Raw genomic sequence first — 19,373 nt, forward strand, 5'->3', positions numbered from 1 at the left:
TCAAAAAAATACATTCATTTTAACAAGTAAATAAAAGAGATTATTGACCTTTACTTTTACTAAATCTGTACAATTATGAATTGGGCACTGTTAATAATCGCTGGTCTTTTTGAGGTAGGTTTTGCCTTCTGTTTAGGCAAAGCCAAAGAAACCACTGGCAATGAAATGTATTTATGGTATGTTGGTTTTTTAGTTGCTCTTGCCATAAGTATGATACTATTAGTGAAAGCGACACAAACATTACCCATTGGTACCGCATATGCCGTGTGGACAGGTATTGGCGCGGTAGGCACAGTACTCGTTGGTATATTCGTATTTAAAGAACCGGCTACTTTTTTACGTATACTTTTTATTACAACATTAATTGGTTCTATTATAGGTCTTAAAGTAGTATCTCATTAATGAGATAGTGATTACAAGATTTGCTAACTAGAAATAAATACTATAACGGCATAAAATCAAGTGCTTGTTAGCATCTACTTAACAACAACTTACTGCATTCTATGTATCTTTGATTATGCGCTTTACCTTTTTCATAATTACATTTTTAGCTCTGTCAACATTCGGTTTTGCCCAAGATGATTTCTTGGCGAAGCAATATTTTGCCGATGGTGATTTTGAAAAAGCAGTAGTTTTTTACGAAAAACTAGTAGAAAAAAGTCCTAGAAGAACGGAATACGTGCAAGATTTAGTTGCCTGCTATCAGCAATTAGAACGCTACCAAGATGCTGAAGATTTTTTAAATCAGCGTTTAAAAGACCGAAATCCGTATCCCACATTATTGATTGATTTAGGTTATAACTACAAGTTACAGGATAATGAACAGATGGCACAAACGTATTATGAAAAGGCGTTAGATGTTATCCCTAAAAACCCTAATTACGGTTACGCCTTAGGTCTTCAATTTCAAAAATACAGCCTGCTGGACTTAGCGATTAAAGCTTTTAAAAATTCTATGGAATTGAATCCTGCTTTAAACTTCAATTTTCAACTTGCCAGAATATATGGAGAACAAGGTAATGTTGAAGCCATGTACAACTCATACCTCAATCTTGTTATTGATGGAAAAACCTCTAAATCAAATATTCTAAGAAGTATAGATGATTTTATATCTGAAAATGCAACGGATAAAAATAACATCCTATTAAAAAAGGTATTACTAGAGCGTGCACAGAAAAACCCAGATGTTCTTTGGAATGAGCTTTTAAGCTGGTTATTTGTTCAGCAAAAGCAATACGGTAGTGCGTTTAGGCAAGAAAAAGCCATTTTTAAACGCATGAACGGCAGCTCTACCACCAGATTAGAGAATTTAGGCAACGATGCCTTAGATAATGAAGAATATGACACGGCAAAAGATATCTACGGTTACATCATTGAGAATACTAGTAATAAGATTACGCAATTAGATGCAGAACTAAACCTAATTGATATTGATTTACTAAATGCTACAAACGGACAGTTAGATGCTATTCAAAAAAAGTACGACGCTCTTGTAGATGTTTACGGATATAAATCGCAATCATTACAGCTGCAAGTTGCCTATGCAAATTTTCTTACGTTCAAAAAGAACGATCCCGCACCTGCAGAAAAATTGCTAAAGAATAGTCTAGAATTACCATTAAACGATAGAGGTACCGCTTATTTAAAATTGGCACTAGGCGATATTTTGGTGTATGACAAAAAGTTTAATGAAGCACTTATCTATTTTTCTCAGATTCAGCAAAAATTAAAAAACGATGTACTTGGTCAAGACGCACGTTATAAAGTAGCACAGACAAGTTTTTACAAAGGAGATTTCGATTGGGCATTAACGCAATTAAAAGTACTACGAAGTTCTACTTCTCAGCTCATCGCAAATGACGCTATGCAGTTGAGCCTTTTGATATCAGACAATTCGTTGGAAGATTCTACGCAAACTGCCTTAAAAAAATATGCGAGAGCAGATTTCTTGGCCTATCAAAATAAAACCGATGAAGCCATTACCGCTTTGGGCGATATATTAGAAAATCATAAAGGGGAAAAGATCGAAGATGAAGCACTCTTAAAACAAGCACAACTATTTGAAAAGCAAAAGAAATACGAAGACGCTCAGTTAAACTATCAAAAAATCATCACATTTTATGGCAATGGTATTCTTGCCGATGATGCATATTATGCATTGGGCGAACTTTACCGTAAAGAATTCAATGACCCCATAAAGGCAAAAGAGCAGTACGAGAAAATCATCTACAATTATCAAGACAGCTATTACTTTCCTGAAGCACGTAAAAACTTTAGAATTTTAAGGGGAGACGCCATAAATTAAAATCGCCACCTATCTAATTCGTTTTAAGCCCTAGTTGAACTAACTTTGCAATTCAAATAGAACTTGAAATAATACATGTATATATATAACGTTACCACCAATATAGAAGAAACGGCCCATGATACTTGGCTGCAATGGATGAAAGAAACGCATATACCACAAGTTCTTTCAACCGGTAAATTCTTAAGTGCTAAATTCACTAAAGTTTTGGTAGAAGAAGATATGGGTGGCTATACCTATTCAGTTCAATACACCGTACCAGACAAAGCTACTTTAGACAGATATTATGAAGAAGATGCACCGGCACTAATAGAAAGTATTCAAAAGAAATTTGCAGGTCAGTTGGTTTCTTTTAAAACAGAATTAGAAGTAGTAGATGAGTTCTTTGTACAAAGAGCTACAGCAACCCACTATTTATTCACCTACGGAACTTTACAGGAAAGAGAAGTACAATTGGGGGTATTCGCAAGACCTTTAAACGGATTTGAAGACGAATTACCATTATATACAATATCAGATATAAAAGTAGCCGACCTCTACCCTACACTGCAACACACAGGATCAAAAGAAGATTCAATCAAAGGTCAAGTATATACACTATCTCATCAAGAATTACATAAAGCAGATAGATACGAAGGTGAAGCATACGAAAGAATTGAGATTCAATTGGCATCGGGAAAAAAAGCTTGGACCTATATAGCAAAATAAACTGTCGCTAAAAGAGATTTATGGGAACGAAAAGAAAGAAGAACAAAGGTGATAAGTATGCTCATAAAAAGCATCATGAAAAAGGTCCTGTAAAAGCGAAGAAACATTTAGGTCAGCATTTTTTAAAAGATGAAGACATTGCCAGACAAATTGCCGAAACACTATTACAGCAAGATTATAAAAATGTCATAGAAATAGGTCCGGGAACAGGTGTTTTAACCAAATATCTACTTTTACGAGATAGCAATTTAGTAGCAATGGACTTGGATACAGAGTCCATTACGTACTTAAACGAAACTTTTCCTTTAGAACACCCAAAGGCATTTGAGGGCGATGGTTCTTTTAAAGTGATAGAAGCAGATTTTCTAAACTTTGATATTGCTACTTTGTTCGGCGATGAGCAATTTGGTATTACCGGTAACTTTCCATACAATATATCTACACAGATCGTCTTTAAAATGTTGGAGCTTCGAAATCAAATACCTGAATTTTCAGGGATGTTTCAGAAAGAAGTTGCGCAGCGTATTTGTTCAACAGAAGGCAGTAAAGCATATGGCATTTTATCGGTTTTAGTTCAAGCTTTTTACGATGCCGAATACCTTTTTACGGTAGAACCAGATGTTTTTGACCCACCACCAAAAGTACAATCGGGAGTTTTAAGATTAACACGTAAAACCAACTTTGAACTTTCTTGTGACGAGCAATTACTATATAGAGTAGTAAAAACCGCTTTTAATCAGCGTAGAAAGACATTACGTAACAGTTTAAAAACATTTTCATTATCAGATAATCTCAGAGAAGATACTATATTTGACCTTAGACCGGAACAGTTGGCGGTTGATGATTTTATAGCATTGACGAACAAAATAGCGGATGACACCCTTTAAGCTTACAGAAGAACTTGTAGTAGAGATAGAACAGCTCATTGAACAAAGCAATGATACTGAACTAAACGCTATGTTAAGTACGGTGCATTATGCCGATGTTGCTGAAATCATTAATGAATTGGATAAGGACAAAGCTACCTATCTAATTAAATTATTGGACAGCGATAAAACTTCCGATGTTCTTACAGAGTTAGATGAAGATGTTCGTGAAGCTATATTAAGCAGTTTATCTACAAAAGAAATTGCCGGCGAATTAGAGGAGCTAGACACCGATGATGCCGCAGATATTATTGGCGAGTTACCTAAAGATCAAATACAAGACGTTATCTCTAAAATTGAAGATAGAGAACACGCAAAAGATATCGTTGATCTTTTAAGATATGCAGATGATTCCGCAGGTGGTCTTATGGCAAAAGAGCTCGTAAAGGTCAATGAAAACTGGAATGTGCTTACTTGTGTTAAAGAAATGCGCACACAGGCAGAGAACGTAACCCGCGTACATTCTATTTATGTGGTAGATGATGAGGACAAGCTAAAAGGAAGATTATCGTTAAAAGATCTATTGACCACTTCAACCAAAACACATATTAAAGATGTTTTTATAAAAAATGTAGATTCTGTCAACGTTAATGAAGATCCAGAAGAAGTTGCTAGGATCATGAGTAAATACGATTTAGAAGCCATACCTGTAGTTGATGAAATTGGCAGATTGGTAGGCCGTATTACTATTGATGATATTGTTGATGTCATCAAAGAAGAAGCTGAGCGCGATTACCAAATGGCAGCCGGTATATCTCAAGATGTAGAAGCTGATGATAGTATTTGGGATCTTACAAGGGCGCGTTTACCATGGTTGATCTTAGGTCTTTTTGGTGGTGCAGGTGCAGCATTGATCATGGGTGGTTTTGAAGAAATGTTTCGTGAATACACCGTACTCTTTCTATTTACACCATTAATAGCTGCAATGGCAGGTAACGTTGGTGTACAATCTAGCGCCATAATAGTACAAGGTTTGGCAAATGACGACATTAAAGGAAGTATAAGTAGCAGATTAATCAAAGAAATGCTTTTGGCATTGTTGAACGGCGTTATACTTTCCTGTTTATTATTGATTTTTACATGGATTTGGAAGGGAGATTTCCTTACCTCTTTGGCAATTTCCATTTCACTTATTGCAGTGATTGTTGTTGCCGGATTCATAGGTACTTTCGTGCCGTTATTTTTAGACAAAAGAGGTATTGATCCCGCCATTGCAACCGGACCATTTATTACCACAAGTAATGACATTTTCGGTATTTTAATCTACTTTTCTATCGCCAAGTTAATTTTGGGCATATAATAAACTACTACTCTTCTTTTTAGAATACTGTGGCTTTCCGTATATTACTCTATTAAATTCCTTTCACTGCTAATTTAGAATCGAATATATACGCCCATGAAAAGCATTAATCTTAAAGAAAAATATGATTTGGTAAATGGGCATTGGCATCCACATAAAATAGGTGTTGTAGATAATATGCAGGTTTTATTGGCAAAACTAAAAGGTGAATTTGTATGGCATTCACACGACAATGAAGATGAGCTTTTTCAAGTAGTAAAAGGCACTTTGCATATGCAATTTAGAGACCGTACGGAAGTAGTACAACAAGGAGAGATTATTATAGTCCCCAAAGGCATTGAACATTGCCCAATAACGAAGAACGATGAAGAAGTACATGTCATGCTATTTGAAAAATTAAGTACTGCTCATACCGGCAACGTTGCAGACGAAAAAACAAAAACAGATTACCCCGAAATATAATTAAGTATAAATGAAAGTATTACACGTAGATATAAATCACCCATTGATCATTGAACAATTTGCTGAATTAGGTTTTCAGAACGATGAAGATTATAGCTCGACCAAAGAACAGATCGAAGCCAAAATCGAAGACTATGACGGACTCATAATTAGAAGTAGATTTTCTATAGATGCTGCATTTTTAGACAAAGCAAAAAACTTGAAATTTGTAGGTAGACTAGGCGCAGGTTTAGAAAATATCGATACAAAACACGCAAAATCACTAGGTATTTTTCTAGCTGCTGCACCAGAAGGCAATCGTAATGCCGTTGGTGAACATGCGTTAGGTATGCTTTTATCGTTATTTAATAAATTAAATACCGCCGACAAAGAAGTTAGAAATGGCAAATGGGATCGCGAAGGTAACCGTGGTATAGAGCTAGAAGGCAAAGTAGTAGGTATCATTGGTTATGGTAATATGGGAAAAGCCTTTGCTAAAAAACTAAAAGGTTTTGATGTAGAAGAGGTTATTTGCTATGACATACAAGGTGGTGTAGAAGATGAAAATGCACGCCAAGTAGGTATTATGGAATTCCAGAATAGAGTTGATGTTGTTAGTCTACATGTACCACAAACAGAATTGACCATTGGTATGGTCGATGCTGAGTTTCTAGAAAAATTCAATAATCCAATTTGGATTATTAATACCGCCAGAGGCAAATGTATTGTAACTACGGATTTGGTCGATGCCTTAAAATCAGGAAAAGTTCTTGGTGCAGGTTTAGATGTACTGGAGTATGAAAAAGCCTCTTTTGAAAATATGTTTACAGATAATAATTTACCTGAAGCATTTCAATATCTAATTGACTCTAACCAAGTAATTCTAACACCACACGTGGCAGGTTGGACGGTAGAAAGCAAAATAAAACTAGCCCAAACGGTAGTAGACAAAGTGAAAGCAAAATTTTTAGAGTGATATGAAATATAAAGCCAACACACCAGACGAATATATTGCCCAATTACCACTACAACGTAAAGAGGTTATTGAAAAGCTAAGAGGTATTATTTTACAAAATTTACCCAATGGTTTTGAAGAGCAATTAAGTTATGGCATGTTGGGCTATGTAGTGCCACATTCTTTATATCCGGCCGGGTATCATGTACAGGCAGAACTACCGTTGCCTTTTGTAAATTTGGCTTCACAGAAGAATTTTATCGCACTTTATCACTCCGGCATATATGCAGACCCTGCTTTAATGAACTGGTTCAAGAGCGAATACCCTATTCATTGCAAACACAAGCTAGATATGGGCAAAAGTTACGTTCGTTTTAAAAGTATGGATGATATTCCGTACGAGCTCATTGCAGAACTATGCACTAAAATGACACCCCAAGAATGGATTAGTTTATACGAGAATAATATCAAAAAATAGATAGCTATGAAAAATAGAGTAACAGGCTTAGGCGGATTCTTCTTTAAAACAAAAGACCCTGACCATTCTAAAAATTGGTACAACAAGCATTTAGGGTTGAATACAGATCAATATGGCTGTACTTTTTGGTGGAAAGACAAAGAAGGCAACGACTGCTCAACACAATGGAGCCCAATGAACGAAGACACTGAATATTTCAAGCCAAGCCAATCAAGTTTTATGATGAATTTTAGGGTTGAAAATCTTGTAGAACTATTAGAAACTCTCAAGAAAGAAGGGGTTACGGTTGTTGGTGAAATACAAGAATTTGAATATGGAAAATTCGGATGGATTCTAGACCCAGACGGAAATAAGCTAGAACTCTGGGAACCAATTGATAAAGCATTTCTATGATATTTAAATAATTGCTACATTTAACCCTAATAATAATCACCAAACATCATATAAAAATGTCAGAAGAAAATAAAAATTTCGGAGATAAGGCAGAAGAATCTGCAAAAGAATTTAGCGAAGGAGCTAAAAAAACAGCCAACGATTTCACTGCAGGAGCCAAAGAGGCTTTTAGCGGAGGTCCTGGAGGGGACAATAAAAAAGTATTAGCAGGATTATTAGCAATATTTTTAGGAGGATTCGGAGTTCATAAATTTATTTTGGGATATCAAAAAGAAGGATTTATTCTTTTAGGTGTTTCAGTGGCTGCCTGGGTTTTATCTTGTGTTGGGGTTGGTCTACTTTTCGTATGGGTTCCAGGAGTTATCGGATTGATTGAAGGTATCATCTACTTAACAAAATCAGACGAAGAATTTTACAATACATACCAAGTAGGCAGAAAACCTTGGTTCTAAATAACTTTAGCCAGATAAAACATTATCTGGCTTTTTTATATATTTTATTATCGTAATATAGCAATATATAAATACAAAATGGGAATTACCAAAACACAAATTTTCAATACAGAGCAGAATAAGTTGGCGGTCATTTTCAAGGTACTGTCCAACCCTGCACGTATTGCAATTCTACAATATTTAAGCCAGCAAGATGCATGTATTTGCAATGACATCGTTGATGAAATAGGTTTAGCACAACCTACTATTTCACAGCATTTAAAAGAACTAAAGAGTATAGATTTAATTAGAGGTGAAATTGAAGGTAAGAAAGTATGTTATTGTATTAATCTACAAAAATGGACAGCAGTACAAGCACTATTAAATTCTTTCTTCGACGCCACCAAAAGCAATTGTTGTTAAAAAAAATTTATATGAATGATATAACAATAAGAACAATGCTACCTACCGATTGGGAATTCGTAGCTAATATTTACAAAGAAGGCATTGATACTGGCATAGCCACTTTTGAAACCGATGTCCCCGCTTTTGAAACTTGGGACAAAGCACATATGAGCACCTGCCGTTTTGTAGCTGAAAGTGATAATGAAATATTAGGTTGGGTTGCGCTCTCCCCAGTTTCCAACAGGTGCGTTTATGGCGGAGTGGCAGAAATAAGCGTCTATATTTCTAAAAAAAGCAGAGGTAAAGGTCTGGGCAAATGTTTATTACAACATGTAATAATCGCAAGCGAAAAAGAAGGTATCTGGACATTGCAATCTGGTATATTTCCCACCAATTATGGTAGTATAAAAGTGCATAAAGCTACAGGATTTAGAATGATCGGCAAACGTGAACGTATTGGAAAACTTCACGGAAAGTGGGTAGACAATGTACTCTTTGAAAGACGCAGTAGCTTTGTTGGTATAGACTAATTATTCTTCTGTCTCAGAATTTTGAGACTCCAATAATTTTCGCTCCAATTCTGCTTGAAATTCTTCCATTACAGGTTTTACAGTACTCTCTGGTAAATCGGCTATCTTAATGTACATTAAGCCGTCTACCGAATTGTTAAATAATGGATCTACATTAAATGCGACAACTTTTGCATTTTGCTTTATATACTTTTTGATCAAAACCGGTAAACGAAGACTTCCTGGTTCTACCTCATCTATTAGTCTATCAAACTTATTTAAATCGGCTTGTGTTTCATCAAAAACGAACTCCTTATCCGCATCATTAAGTTTCACTTTAAATTCCTTCTTAGGTCTAATGTACTGAGCAACATATGGATCCCAATAGTTAGACTTCATAAACTCGATCATCAATGATTTAGAGAAGTTAGAAAATTGGTTGCTGATACTAACACCCCCAATTAAATACTTATGCTCAGGAAACCGCAATGTAGTATGCACAATCCCTTTCCAAAGTAAAAATAAAGGCATTGGTTTTTGCTGGTATTCTTTGGTAATATAAGCACGACCCATTTCTATGGAATTTTGCATCATACCGTACAATTCTGGCTCTACCCTAAAGAGATCTTGAACATAAAAACCATTAATACCGTGTTCAGGAAAAATCTCTGACCCCATACCCATCCTATAGGCGCCAACAATACATTTTGCTTGATTATCCCAAAGAAAAAGATGGTGATAATAACTATCAAAGCTATCTAAATCAATAGCTTTATTAGTCCCTTCGCCTATTGCTCTAAAAGTTACTTCGCGCTGTCTCCCAATTTCTTTTAAGATGAACGGCATGTCTTTTTCCTTCGCTAAAAAAACCTCGTAATTCTTACTTTGAAGCAAGCGGCAATCTTTTTCCCTAAGCTTTTCTATTTCCCCTTCCATCACCTCTTTTCGAACCGCATCTGCAATTTTCTTAGGTTGTTTGGGTATTTTTAGAGACGTAGGTAATTGATCTATTAAACGCTCTTTTTCATATGCGTTAGACAGCATATAAGTTTTACGGCGTAACAAATCTGTATATTCTTCTAAACTCTCTTGTTCATTTTGTACGGATACAGAAATAGGCTGTCCTATCCTTACCTTAATAGGTCTATTTCTTTGAGAAAAAACTTGAGACGGAATCATTGCCGTACGTAAAGAATCGCCTAATTTAGAAATACGATAAAACAAAGAACTATTCTTTGCATGAAAGTAGATTGGAACTACAGGTACATTTGCCTTTCTAATCAATTTTATAGCGGCTTCTTCCCAAGGTTTATCTACAATGAGTTTACCGTCTTTATAAGTAGAGACTTCACCAGCAGGAAAAACCCCTAATACGTGACCACCTTTTAAATGCTCTAAAGTTTTCTTGAATCCGGCTAAATTACTTCTAGCATCTTTATGTTCGCTAAACGGATTTACGGGTAAAACAAAAGGCTCTAACGGCACCATTCTTTGTAGTAAGAAATTGGCCATTATCTTATAATCGGGTCGTTGTTTTACCATTAACTTGAACAACAAAATACCGTCAATAGCGCCTAAAGGATGGTTACTTATAGTCACATAAGGACCCTCCTTGGGTAAACGTCTAAAGTCTTCTTCAGGTATTTCATAATCAATTTCGTATAATTTTAGAATAGCATTGGCATAATCTTCTCCTTCTAAATGAGCAATGTTATCATAGTCTCTATTAATACGAGATAAACGTGTCACCTTTAATAGTACCCAGCCTACAAAAGTACCCAATACCCCATATTTAGAGAGATTGATTGCTATTGCTATTTCCTTAGCGGTAACTAAACCCATACATCATCAAAAATTAGACTGTAAATATAGGAAAATAGCCTTTGCAGCTACGTTTTTAAAAAACTGAAAAATAATGTAAGTTACTTTACTACCAATTGTACAGTTTCTGTACCACGCTGCTCTAACAACACTTCGTTTCCGCTTTGTAAAGATTCAAGTGCCTTAGCATTAAAATGTCTAATAGTATATAAAGAAACATTCTCGTGATACACTACTTTAAACTTACTTTTTACTTGCTGCAAAAGTTTTTCTAACCCACCGAATTTGTTATCTACACAGACCGAAAAACTAATGGCAGAATTCTGAATTAAATCTACTTTTATCTTATGCTCATGAAATAACTTAAAAAGTTCACTGATACTATCTTCAACAATAAAAGAAAAATCAAGCGAAGAAAGTTTCATTAATACTTGGTTCTTTTTTACTATAAAACAAGGTACTTTTGGTTCAATACCAATTCCTTTACCAACTGTAGTACCCTTATCCTTAGGGTTTACAAATGATTTTACATGAAGCGGAATTTCTTTACGTTGTAAGGGCTGCAAAGTTTTAGGATGAATTACCGATGCGCCATAAAAAGCCAATTCAATTGCTTCTCTGTAAGAGATATTATTTAACAATTGTGTTTCTTTAAAGTATCTAGGATCGGCATTTAACACTCCTGGTACATCTTTCCAAATAGTTACGGAATCTGCATTTAAACAATAGGCTAATATAGCTGCAGAATAATCCGATCCCTCACGACCCAAGGTAGTTGTAAAATTATTATCATCGCTACCTAAAAAACCTTGAGTAATATTAAGAACCTTTTGGTCTATTTTCGTAACGTTCTCTTGCGTACGTTCCCAATTTACCGTGGTATCCCTATAATTACTATCAGTTTTAATAAAACTTCTAACATCTAACCAATTATTTTTTATGCCTATTTCTTTAAAATAGGCACTGATAATGGTGGTAGACAGCAATTCTCCGTAACCTACAATTTGATCATAAACAAAGTTATAATTGGGTGATTTGTTCCAAACTAAAAATCCGTTGATTTCATCAATAAGAATCTTTATTTCCTTATAAATGGCATGCTGTGCATTAGGAAATAATTCAGATACAATACCATGATGGTAATCTACCAACTCCGCCACCTTAGAAGTAATTTCTTGTTTATCGTTAAAATAAGCGTTTATGATATCTTCCATGGCATTGGTTGTTTTCCCCATTGCCGAAACTACCAATAGTGTATTTTCATACCCTACTTCTTGCAAAACTTTCACTACATTTTTAACCGCATTTGCATCTTTAACCGATGCTCCTCCAAATTTAAAAACCCTCATACTCAATATCTATCTAATTTTTCTTGTTCTTTTTCAATTAAGCTATTGCACTTAAATATTCTTTCATTCCGGTTTCATCTAGTTGAACCACATCCCAATCTCTCATGACGTTAGCCCCTTTACTTTCATAAAAACCAATGGCAGGCTCATTCCAGTCAATCACTTCCCAACTTATTCTCTTTACGCCTAATTCATCTCCATATTTCACCACCTCATCTAAAAGCGCGGTACCCAAACCAGTACCTCTCATTTCTTTGGTAACGATTAAATCTTCTAAATGTATTACCGGTCCTTTCCAAGTAGAATATCTTGGATATACTAAAGCCATACCAACAATTTTATCATTCTTTTCTGCAACAAAACAATGAAACAACTTCTGTTTACCAAATCCGTCTTCCTCCAAATTTTGCACACTTACCTCTACTGCATCATCTTCTTTCTCAAAAGTGGCTAATTCTTGAATTAATTGAAGCACTTGCCCCATATCTTCTCTACTAGCAATCCTAATTGTATAATCCATATTTGTTACAAATAAAACACAAAGTTATAAATTTAAAAAATGTAATTAAAATCAATATTGAACGTTTAACAAAATACACGATATTTGTATAAACCATAAACTAAAAAATGTCTCCAAAAAGAAATCAAACACTAGGGGAGTTTATTATTGAAAATCAAGATTCATTTCAATATTCCTCAGGTGAATTATCAAAACTTATCAATGCTATTAGATTAGCTGCAAAAGTTGTTAACCATGAGGTTAGCAAAGCCGGATTAATAGATATTCTGGGCGGAGTTGGAGAAACCAACATTCAAGGTGAAGATCAACAAAAGCTTGATCTTTTCGCAAATGACAAATTCATTCAAACTTTAAAAAATAGAGAAATTGTATGCGGTATTGCCTCTGAAGAAGAAGATAGCTTCATTAGTATTAACAGCAACGATGATAACCATCAAAACAAATATGTTGTATTGATTGACCCATTAGACGGTTCTTCTAATATTGATGTAAACGTTTCTGTAGGTACTATTTTTTCTATCTATAGACGTGTAACTCCAGTGGGTACACCTGTAACTATGGAAGATTTTCTGCAACCTGGCAACAAACAAGTTGCGGCAGGTTATGTAGTTTACGGTACATCAACCATGTTGGTATATACTACAGGTGATGGTGTAAATGGATTTACATTAAATCCTGCATTAGGAACTTTTTATCTATCTCACCCAAATATGCAATTCCCTGAAAATGGCAGAATCTATTCTGTAAATGAAGGTAACTACGTGCATTTTCATCAAGGTGTAAAAGATTATATCAAGTATTGCCAAATGGAAGAAGATGACAGACCTTATACTTCTAGATATATAGGATCTCTAGTATCTGACTTTCATAGAAACATGATTAAAGGTGGTATATATATGTACCCAAAAAGCAGTGTTACCGAAAGTGGAAAACTAAGGTTACTTTATGAGTGTAACCCTATGGCTTTTTTAGCCGAACAAGCAAACGGTTTAGCAATTGGCGGTAAAAATCGTATTATGGATATAGAACCAACAGAACTGCATCAACGTGTTCCATTCTTTTGCGGGAGCAAAAATATGGTTATAAAACTTCAAGAATTCTTAGATAAATATCATTAAATATAAAAAGGGAGCTAAACGCTCCCTTTTTTACTTTTCTTTTCTAAAAAACTTAGTGTTTTATCAGATACAAATAATCTTCAAAATCTAGTTTTCCTCCAAAAATTGCAACAGAGCGCTCTATAACAGTGTCAGCTTTTTCACCTGTAAAGCCAAGACCTATAGCATATTTCTTAATTAGTAATCTTTCTTCATCATCAATTTCATGATCAGAATAAACAATTCTAAAAAGATCATATAAACGTTCTAACCTTTTCTCAGAATCCGGTGTAGAATCTATTGGGTATTTATTTTCTTTCTTCAATACCTCTGTATACTCAGACTCGGTAATATCCAATTTACTAGCGAAACGATCCAATAATTTTTTTTCTTCGGTACTTATTTCACCGTCAATAGACGCTAAAGTTGCTAAAGCTGCAAAATGAGCTAAGTTTCTTCTGTGCTCACCGCTACTATATAAATCTGCAAAAGACATATCTTATTTTTTAATTATTGAGCAAATATAATTTTTTTAGAGGTCATAGTTTCGTTTGTCATCAACTTTGTTTGCAACCTAAAGTTGTAACTTGTTATCGCTATGAAATCTCCTTTATTACAATTTACAAGCAATGGTATCTATTGCGAAAAGGCACAAGTATATCTTGATCCATGGAAACCCGTTGACCATGCCATAATATCGCATGGTCATGCAGACCATAGTAGATATGGTCATAAAAAGTATATAACACATCATAGAAATGTTCCTATTATTCTTCACAGATTAGGTGAAATAAATGTTACAGGAAAAGAATGGGGAGAAACATTTGTTATCAATAATGTAACTTTTAGTCTTCACCCAGCTGGTCATATTATTGGTTCATCTCAAATACGTGTAGAACATAAAGGTGAGGTTTGGGTGTTTACAGGCGATTATAAAACCGAAAATGATGGCATTTCCACTCCGTATGAGCCTATAAAATGTAACACTTTCATTACCGAATGTACTTTTGGTTTACCGGCATTTAAATGGACACCACAAGCAGAAGTATTGGAAAATATCAATAATTGGTGGGCAGAAAATAAAGCAGAGGGCAAAACCTCTATACTTTTTGGCTATAGTTTAGGTAAGGCGCAGCGTCTATTAAAATATTTAAATACGGACATTGGTAAAATTTACACCCATGGCGCCATTGAAAATATGACAGAGGTATTGCGTCCTCTTGTAGATTTTCCAAAAACGACTTTGATTACCAAAGAAACAAAGAAAGAGCAATTACTGGGCAATATTGTATTAGCACCGCCAAGTGCACATGGCAGTACGTGGATTAGAAAAATGGTACCTTATGTAACTGCTTCCGCAAGCGGATGGATGACCTTTAGAGGAGCTCGCAGAAGAAGAGCCATAGATAAAGGTTTTGTATTAAGTGATCATTGCGATTGGCCAGGGCTTCTACAAAGTATTGAAGCAACAGGAGCAGAAAAAATTATCTGCACACACGGGTACACAGATATATTCTCTAAATATTTACGAGAACAAGGTTATGATGCACGAACCGAAGCCACACAATACGGTGAAGAAGAAAACGAAACCGCACTGGCTTCAAAATCTACTACAGCCATATGAAAAATTTCGCCCAGCTCATAAAGACTCTAGATAGCACCAATAAAACTACGGTTAAGGTACGGGCATTGACCGATTACTTTTTAAAAGCCAACGATGCTGATAAGGTATGGACAATAGCTATTTTATCTCATAGAAGACCACCAAGACCTGTCAACACCACTCTTTTAAGAACTTGGGCATCTGAATTGGCAAATATACCCCTGTGGTTATTTGAAGAGAGTTATCATATTGTAGGTGATTTAGCCGAGACCATAGCATTGGTCATTCCTGCAGCAAATCAGTCATCAGATAAAAGCTTAACAGTCTTCTTACAAGAAATGATCGCTTTAAAAAAGAAGACAGATGAAGAAAAGAAAACGTATTTATATGAAAACTGGAAAGTATTAAACTACTATGAACGTTTTGTATTTACAAAATTGATAACTGGCGGTTTCAGAATTGGTGTAAGTCAAAAATTAATGACCCGGGCATTAGCCAAAGCTACCGAAATAGATGAAGATATACTAGCCTATAAACTCATGGGAAATTGGGACCCGAACACTATATCTTTTCAGCAATTGGTACTTGAAGATAATGAAAGTGATTACCTATCTAAACCCTACCCATTTTATTTAGCCTATGCAATAGAAGGTGAAGCTTCTGACTTAGGCGATATTCATGACTGGTCAGCAGAACATAAATGGGATGGCATCCGCTCTCAAGTAATTCTTAGAAATGATGAACTTTTTGTGTGGAGCCGTGGTGAAGAATTGGTAACGGATAAGTATCCCGAATTTGAAAAGTTTATCAGCGTAATTCCCAATGGTACCGTTATAGATGGCGAAATTCTTCCTTATCCTAATGGAACAATTGGAACATTTAACGATTTACAAACTCGTATTGGGCGTAAAAATGTAACTGCGGCACTTATGAAAAAAGTGCCTGTTATTTTAAAAGCCTATGACATTTTAGAATGGGAAGGAAAAGATACTCGACAATTGCCTTTTATGGAGCGTAGAGAGATTTTAGAGAAAATGTTTAACGATATCACCAAACGTAGCCAAAACGAAATACCGCTTCACATTTCTGAAACAATGCATTTTAAATCATGGGATGAGTTGGCACAAGAAAGAGACCGCTCTCGTGAAATGCATAGCGAGGGATTGATGCTAAAAAGAAAAGATTCTCCTTATTTGGTAGGACGAAAAAAAGGCGATTGGTGGAAATGGAAAGTTGACCCGTTAACTATTGATGCCGTACTTACCTATGCTATGCGAGGGCATGGAAGGCGCAGCAATCTCTTTACAGATTATACTTTTGCCCTTTGGAAAGACAACGAGGAAGGAGAAAAAGAACTGGTAACTTTTGCAAAGGCTTATTCCGGTTTAACAGATGCAGAATTCAGAAAGCTTGATGCATGGATAAAGAAAAATACCTTGGAGAGGTTCGGACCCGTACGAAGTGTTACTCCGCATCACGTCTTCGAAATCGCTTTTGAAGGTATCGCATTATCTAAACGACATAAAAGCGGAATAGCCACTCGTTTTCCCAGAATGCTACGATGGCGAAAAGATAAGAACATTCATGAAGCAAATACGCTTGAGGATTTGAAGGGATTAATTCCGAGCAATGAATAGAGAGAAGTTATACGATATAGCAGAAAATTGGTTTCAAGAACAAGATTGGAAACCGTTCAAGTTTCAAAAAGATACTTGGAAAGCATTTCTACAGGGTAAAAACGGACTCCTAAATGCACCAACAGGTAGTGGTAAAACCTATGCATTGTGGTTTCCTATCGTATTAAATTACATTAAAAACAATCCCGATTATAAGACAAAGCATAAAAAAGGATTAAAGGCTATTTGGATTACTCCGCTGCGTGCGTTATCCCAAGAAATTAAACAATCCGCAGAACGTATTACCTTGGATTTAGGCACCCAAATGACCGTTGGTATTCGGTCTGGTGATACCACCACGAAAGAACGCGCCCAGCAAAAAAAGCAAATGCCAGATTTGCTGATCACTACACCAGAAAGCTTACAACTATTACTCGCCACTAAAGGCTACGAGAAAATATTTAAAGATTGCTCGGCAATTGTCGTTGATGAGTGGCACGAGATTCTTGGTACCAAACGCGGTGTACAAATGGAGCTTGCACTATCTCGCTTAAAAAATGTATCGCCACAATTACGCATTTGGGGAATCTCCGCAACCATAGGTAATTTAGAACAAGCACGAGATGTGCTACTAGGTATTGAATCTCAAACTCTTGAAAATTCCGTTCTTATAAAAGCCAAAATCAATAAAAAGATTACGGTAAAAAGCATCATTCCTAAAAAGATGGAAACCTTTCCTTGGCGTGGGCATTTAGGTTTACACTTACTGGAAGATGTTGTACCCATTATCAATAACAGCAAGACCACTTTACTTTTTACAAATACTAGAAGTCAGTGCGAAATTTGGTTTCAGAAAATACTGGAAAAACATCCTGAATATGCAGGTGAAATGGCAATGCACCATGGTAGTATAAATAAAGAAACACGGGTTTGGGTAGAAAATGCCATTAGAAATGAACAGTTAAAAGCTGTTGTGTGTACTTCTAGTTTAGACTTGGGTGTAGATTTTGCTCCCGTAGAAACTGTAATTCAAATTGGCGGTCCAAAAGGGGTTGCCCGTTTTTTACAACGTGCTGGGCGTAGCGGTCACAGACCTGGCAAGGAAAGTGTTATCTATTTTTTACCTACGCATGCGATTGAGCTTATAGAAGCATCGGCATTGCAAAAAGCAGTAAAGCAGAATACCGTTGAAGACCGCATGCCCTACCTCAACAGTTATGATGTGCTCTTGCAGTATTTAACCACCTTGGCGATTTCTGATGGATTCTATCCTAATAAAATTTATCAAGAAATAAAGCAAACATTTTGCTACCAAGCACTTACTGAAGAAAAGTGGCAATGGTTATTGAATTTTTTGGTGATGGGCAGCCAGAGTTTACAGAGTTATGACGAGTATAAAAAAGTAGAAATTGAAGAAGATGGCAAGTTCAAGGTGAATAATAGAGGTGTTGCGATGCGTCACCGTTTTCAAATAGGGACTATAGTTGGTGATGTAAATTTATCCGTCAAGTACCAAAAAGGAGGCTACATTGGATCTATTGAAGAGTTCTTTATTTCTAAACTAAATAGAGGTGATGTATTTACATTTGCGGGCAGAAACCTAGAATTCATTCGGATAAAGGAAATGACCGTTCAGGTAAAAAACTCGAACAAAAAAACCAATAAGATATCTAGTTGGATGGGAAGTAGGTTAACCCTTTCCTCTCAAATGTCAGAATTACTTAGAAACGAATTATATAGTTCTGGTGAACCTGTAAAAAATCAATCTGCAGAAATACGGGCATTGAAACCTCTTTTTGACCGACAACGAAGAGATAGCATTGTACCCAAACCTTCGGAATTTTTAATTGAAACCTTTAAAACTCGCGATGGCTACCATCACCTCTTCTACCCTTTTGAAGGTCGCTTTGTACACGAAGCCATGGGCAGCTTACTGGGCTATCGCATTAGTTTGCTCTCCCCTATTACTTTTTCATTAGCATTCAATGATTACGGTTTTGAACTTTTATCAGACCAGCCCATTGACATTCAACAAGTATTGGATAATGATCTTTTTACGACAGATTATATGTTAGATGATTTGCAAAAAAGCTTAAATGCTACCGAAATGGCGCGCCGCAGGTTTAGAGATGTTGCCATTATTAGCGGTATGGTATTTACCGGCTACCCTAAAAAGGGAATAAAAATGAAACATTTACAAAGCAGTTCTCAATTGCTATTCGATGTATTTAGAGATTATGAGCCTGACAATTTGTTATTTCAACAAGCCTTTACCGAGACTTTTGAACACCAGTTAGAAGAAGGTCGTTTACGATTGTCCTTAGAGCGAATTGCAACACAAGAAATCGTTTGGAAGGCGTGCGATCAACCCACGCCATTTTCTTTCCCTTTAATTACCGAACGTGTGGGACGCGAAAAATTATCAAGCGAAAAATTAGCTGATAGAATTAAAAAGATGGCTGCACTATTGATGAAGAAATAAAAAACCTTGCCCCTTAACCACCAAAGAGGGAATT

Annotated in this window: 20 protein-coding genes; 16 read left to right on the forward strand and 4 right to left on the reverse strand. The window is 35.7% G+C overall.

Annotation, left to right across the window (positions count from 1 at the left end; all coding sequences use genetic code 11):
* Nucleotides 1–75 precede the first annotated feature (75 nt).
* From ACJJVP_RS04045 to ACJJVP_RS04100, 12 genes are all read left to right on the forward strand, one after another.
* On the forward strand, nt 76–402 hold the full coding sequence (locus tag ACJJVP_RS04045; RefSeq protein ID WP_405410959.1) for a DMT family transporter: 327 nt from the start codon (nt 76–78) through the stop codon (nt 400–402).
* A 115-nt stretch (nt 403–517) separates the two neighbouring features.
* Complete coding sequence (locus ACJJVP_RS04050) at nt 518–2,305, forward strand: tetratricopeptide repeat protein (RefSeq protein WP_405410960.1); 1,788 nt, start codon at nt 518–520, stop codon at nt 2,303–2,305.
* Nucleotides 2,306–2,380: 75 nt separating this feature from the next.
* Nucleotides 2,381–3,013, forward strand: coding sequence for a DUF4286 family protein (locus ACJJVP_RS04055; RefSeq protein WP_405410961.1), 633 nt, complete (start codon nt 2,381–2,383; stop codon nt 3,011–3,013).
* A gap of 20 nt (nt 3,014–3,033) precedes the next feature.
* The gene (gene rsmA / locus ACJJVP_RS04060; RefSeq protein WP_405410963.1) at nt 3,034–3,900 is read left to right on the forward strand and encodes a 16S rRNA (adenine(1518)-N(6)/adenine(1519)-N(6))-dimethyltransferase RsmA; all 867 of its coding nucleotides are present in this window, start codon (nt 3,034–3,036) and stop codon (nt 3,898–3,900) included.
* The gene (gene mgtE / locus ACJJVP_RS04065; protein ID WP_036151544.1) at nt 3,887–5,239 is read left to right on the forward strand and encodes a magnesium transporter; all 1,353 of its coding nucleotides are present in this window, start codon (nt 3,887–3,889) and stop codon (nt 5,237–5,239) included. Before rsmA ends, mgtE begins: the two co-directional genes overlap by 14 nt.
* Nucleotides 5,240–5,335: 96 nt before the next feature.
* Complete coding sequence (locus ACJJVP_RS04070) at nt 5,336–5,701, forward strand: cupin domain-containing protein (protein ID WP_405410966.1); 366 nt, start codon at nt 5,336–5,338, stop codon at nt 5,699–5,701.
* A 10-nt stretch (nt 5,702–5,711) separates the two neighbouring features.
* Nucleotides 5,712–6,656 carry a 2-hydroxyacid dehydrogenase gene (locus ACJJVP_RS04075; protein ID WP_405410968.1) on the forward strand — a complete coding sequence of 315 codons (945 nt, stop codon included), beginning with the start codon at nt 5,712–5,714 and terminating at the stop codon, nt 6,654–6,656.
* 1 nt (nt 6,657) lies between these two features.
* Nucleotides 6,658–7,113, forward strand: coding sequence for a DUF1801 domain-containing protein (locus tag ACJJVP_RS04080; RefSeq protein ID WP_405410969.1), 456 nt, complete (start codon nt 6,658–6,660; stop codon nt 7,111–7,113).
* A 6-nt stretch (nt 7,114–7,119) separates the two neighbouring features.
* Nucleotides 7,120–7,506: a VOC family protein gene (locus tag ACJJVP_RS04085; protein ID WP_405410971.1), complete on the forward strand. Its 387-nt coding sequence runs from the start codon at nt 7,120–7,122 to the stop codon at nt 7,504–7,506.
* Between the two features lie 56 nt (nt 7,507–7,562).
* Nucleotides 7,563–7,958, forward strand: coding sequence for a TM2 domain-containing protein (locus tag ACJJVP_RS04090; protein WP_405410972.1), 396 nt, complete (start codon nt 7,563–7,565; stop codon nt 7,956–7,958).
* A gap of 78 nt (nt 7,959–8,036) precedes the next feature.
* Nucleotides 8,037–8,360 (forward strand): ArsR/SmtB family transcription factor, encoded by a 324-nt coding sequence (locus tag ACJJVP_RS04095; RefSeq protein WP_405410973.1) that lies wholly within the window; start codon nt 8,037–8,039, stop codon nt 8,358–8,360.
* An 11-nt stretch (nt 8,361–8,371) separates the two neighbouring features.
* Nucleotides 8,372–8,872, forward strand: a complete 501-nt coding sequence (locus tag ACJJVP_RS04100) for a GNAT family N-acetyltransferase (RefSeq protein WP_405410974.1) — start codon at nt 8,372–8,374, stop codon at nt 8,870–8,872.
* Here ACJJVP_RS04100 and ACJJVP_RS04105 read toward each other — a convergent pair whose 3' ends face one another.
* From ACJJVP_RS04105 to ACJJVP_RS04115, 3 genes are all read right to left on the reverse strand, one after another.
* Complete coding sequence (locus ACJJVP_RS04105; RefSeq protein WP_405410975.1) at nt 8,873–10,693, reverse strand: GNAT family N-acyltransferase; 1,821 nt, start codon at nt 10,691–10,693, stop codon at nt 8,873–8,875.
* Nucleotides 10,694–10,773: 80 nt separating this feature from the next.
* Nucleotides 10,774–12,021: an aspartate kinase gene (locus ACJJVP_RS04110; protein WP_405410977.1), complete on the reverse strand. Its 1,248-nt coding sequence runs from the start codon at nt 12,019–12,021 to the stop codon at nt 10,774–10,776.
* A gap of 37 nt (nt 12,022–12,058) precedes the next feature.
* Complete coding sequence (locus ACJJVP_RS04115) at nt 12,059–12,541, reverse strand: GNAT family N-acetyltransferase (protein ID WP_405410978.1); 483 nt, start codon at nt 12,539–12,541, stop codon at nt 12,059–12,061.
* 107 nt (nt 12,542–12,648) lie between these two features.
* Here ACJJVP_RS04115 and fbp point away from each other — a divergent pair, with 107 nt between their 5' ends.
* Nucleotides 12,649–13,659, forward strand: a complete 1,011-nt coding sequence (gene fbp, locus ACJJVP_RS04120) for a class 1 fructose-bisphosphatase (protein WP_405410979.1) — start codon at nt 12,649–12,651, stop codon at nt 13,657–13,659.
* A gap of 52 nt (nt 13,660–13,711) precedes the next feature.
* On the opposite strand, the gene ACJJVP_RS04125 is transcribed toward fbp, so the two are convergent.
* Nucleotides 13,712–14,134, reverse strand: coding sequence for a TerB family tellurite resistance protein (locus tag ACJJVP_RS04125; protein WP_405410980.1), 423 nt, complete (start codon nt 14,132–14,134; stop codon nt 13,712–13,714).
* 102 nt (nt 14,135–14,236) lie between these two features.
* Here ACJJVP_RS04125 and ACJJVP_RS04130 point away from each other — a divergent pair, with 102 nt between their 5' ends.
* The 3 genes from ACJJVP_RS04130 to ACJJVP_RS04140 are packed head-to-tail and all read left to right on the forward strand — an operon-like array spanning nt 14,237 to nt 19,339.
* Nucleotides 14,237–15,262 (forward strand): ligase-associated DNA damage response exonuclease, encoded by a 1,026-nt coding sequence (locus ACJJVP_RS04130; protein ID WP_405410981.1) that lies wholly within the window; start codon nt 14,237–14,239, stop codon nt 15,260–15,262.
* Nucleotides 15,259–16,878, forward strand: a complete 1,620-nt coding sequence (locus ACJJVP_RS04135) for an ATP-dependent DNA ligase (protein WP_405410982.1) — start codon at nt 15,259–15,261, stop codon at nt 16,876–16,878. Before ACJJVP_RS04130 ends, ACJJVP_RS04135 begins: the two co-directional genes overlap by 4 nt.
* Nucleotides 16,871–19,339, forward strand: a complete 2,469-nt coding sequence (locus ACJJVP_RS04140; RefSeq protein WP_405410983.1) for a ligase-associated DNA damage response DEXH box helicase — start codon at nt 16,871–16,873, stop codon at nt 19,337–19,339. The genes ACJJVP_RS04135 and ACJJVP_RS04140 overlap by 8 nt, the downstream gene beginning before the upstream one ends.
* The last annotated feature ends 34 nt before the right edge of the window (nt 19,340–19,373 follow it).

Source organism: Maribacter sp. Asnod1-A12 (assembly GCF_045063735.1).
Lineage (GTDB): Bacteria > Bacteroidota > Bacteroidia > Flavobacteriales > Flavobacteriaceae > Maribacter.

Bases quoted from the DNA above. Each gene is read 5' to 3' on its own strand.
- ACJJVP_RS04095 (WP_405410973.1), top strand. From the start codon at position 8,037: ATGGGAATTACCAAAACACAAATTTTCAATACAGAGCAGAATAAGTTG.
- ACJJVP_RS04100 (WP_405410974.1), top strand. From the start codon at position 8,372: ATGAATGATATAACAATAAGAACAATGCTACCTACCGATTGGGAATTC.
- ACJJVP_RS04110 (WP_405410977.1), bottom strand. From the start codon at position 12,021: ATGAGGGTTTTTAAATTTGGAGGAGCATCGGTTAAAGATGCAAATGCG.
- ACJJVP_RS04075 (WP_405410968.1), top strand. From the start codon at position 5,712: ATGAAAGTATTACACGTAGATATAAATCACCCATTGATCATTGAACAA.
- ACJJVP_RS04080 (WP_405410969.1), top strand. From the start codon at position 6,658: ATGAAATATAAAGCCAACACACCAGACGAATATATTGCCCAATTACCA.
- mgtE (WP_036151544.1), top strand. From the start codon at position 3,887: ATGACACCCTTTAAGCTTACAGAAGAACTTGTAGTAGAGATAGAACAG.
- ACJJVP_RS04105 (WP_405410975.1), bottom strand. From the start codon at position 10,693: ATGGGTTTAGTTACCGCTAAGGAAATAGCAATAGCAATCAATCTCTCT.
- ACJJVP_RS04140 (WP_405410983.1), top strand. From the start codon at position 16,871: ATGAATAGAGAGAAGTTATACGATATAGCAGAAAATTGGTTTCAAGAA.
- ACJJVP_RS04050 (WP_405410960.1), top strand. From the start codon at position 518: ATGCGCTTTACCTTTTTCATAATTACATTTTTAGCTCTGTCAACATTC.
- ACJJVP_RS04115 (WP_405410978.1), bottom strand. From the start codon at position 12,541: ATGGATTATACAATTAGGATTGCTAGTAGAGAAGATATGGGGCAAGTG.
- rsmA (WP_405410963.1), top strand. From the start codon at position 3,034: ATGGGAACGAAAAGAAAGAAGAACAAAGGTGATAAGTATGCTCATAAA.
- ACJJVP_RS04055 (WP_405410961.1), top strand. From the start codon at position 2,381: ATGTATATATATAACGTTACCACCAATATAGAAGAAACGGCCCATGAT.
- ACJJVP_RS04085 (WP_405410971.1), top strand. From the start codon at position 7,120: ATGAAAAATAGAGTAACAGGCTTAGGCGGATTCTTCTTTAAAACAAAA.
- ACJJVP_RS04130 (WP_405410981.1), top strand. From the start codon at position 14,237: ATGAAATCTCCTTTATTACAATTTACAAGCAATGGTATCTATTGCGAA.
- ACJJVP_RS04090 (WP_405410972.1), top strand. From the start codon at position 7,563: ATGTCAGAAGAAAATAAAAATTTCGGAGATAAGGCAGAAGAATCTGCA.
- fbp (WP_405410979.1), top strand. From the start codon at position 12,649: ATGTCTCCAAAAAGAAATCAAACACTAGGGGAGTTTATTATTGAAAAT.
- ACJJVP_RS04135 (WP_405410982.1), top strand. From the start codon at position 15,259: ATGAAAAATTTCGCCCAGCTCATAAAGACTCTAGATAGCACCAATAAA.
- ACJJVP_RS04125 (WP_405410980.1), bottom strand. From the start codon at position 14,134: ATGTCTTTTGCAGATTTATATAGTAGCGGTGAGCACAGAAGAAACTTA.
- ACJJVP_RS04045 (WP_405410959.1), top strand. From the start codon at position 76: ATGAATTGGGCACTGTTAATAATCGCTGGTCTTTTTGAGGTAGGTTTT.
- ACJJVP_RS04070 (WP_405410966.1), top strand. From the start codon at position 5,336: ATGAAAAGCATTAATCTTAAAGAAAAATATGATTTGGTAAATGGGCAT.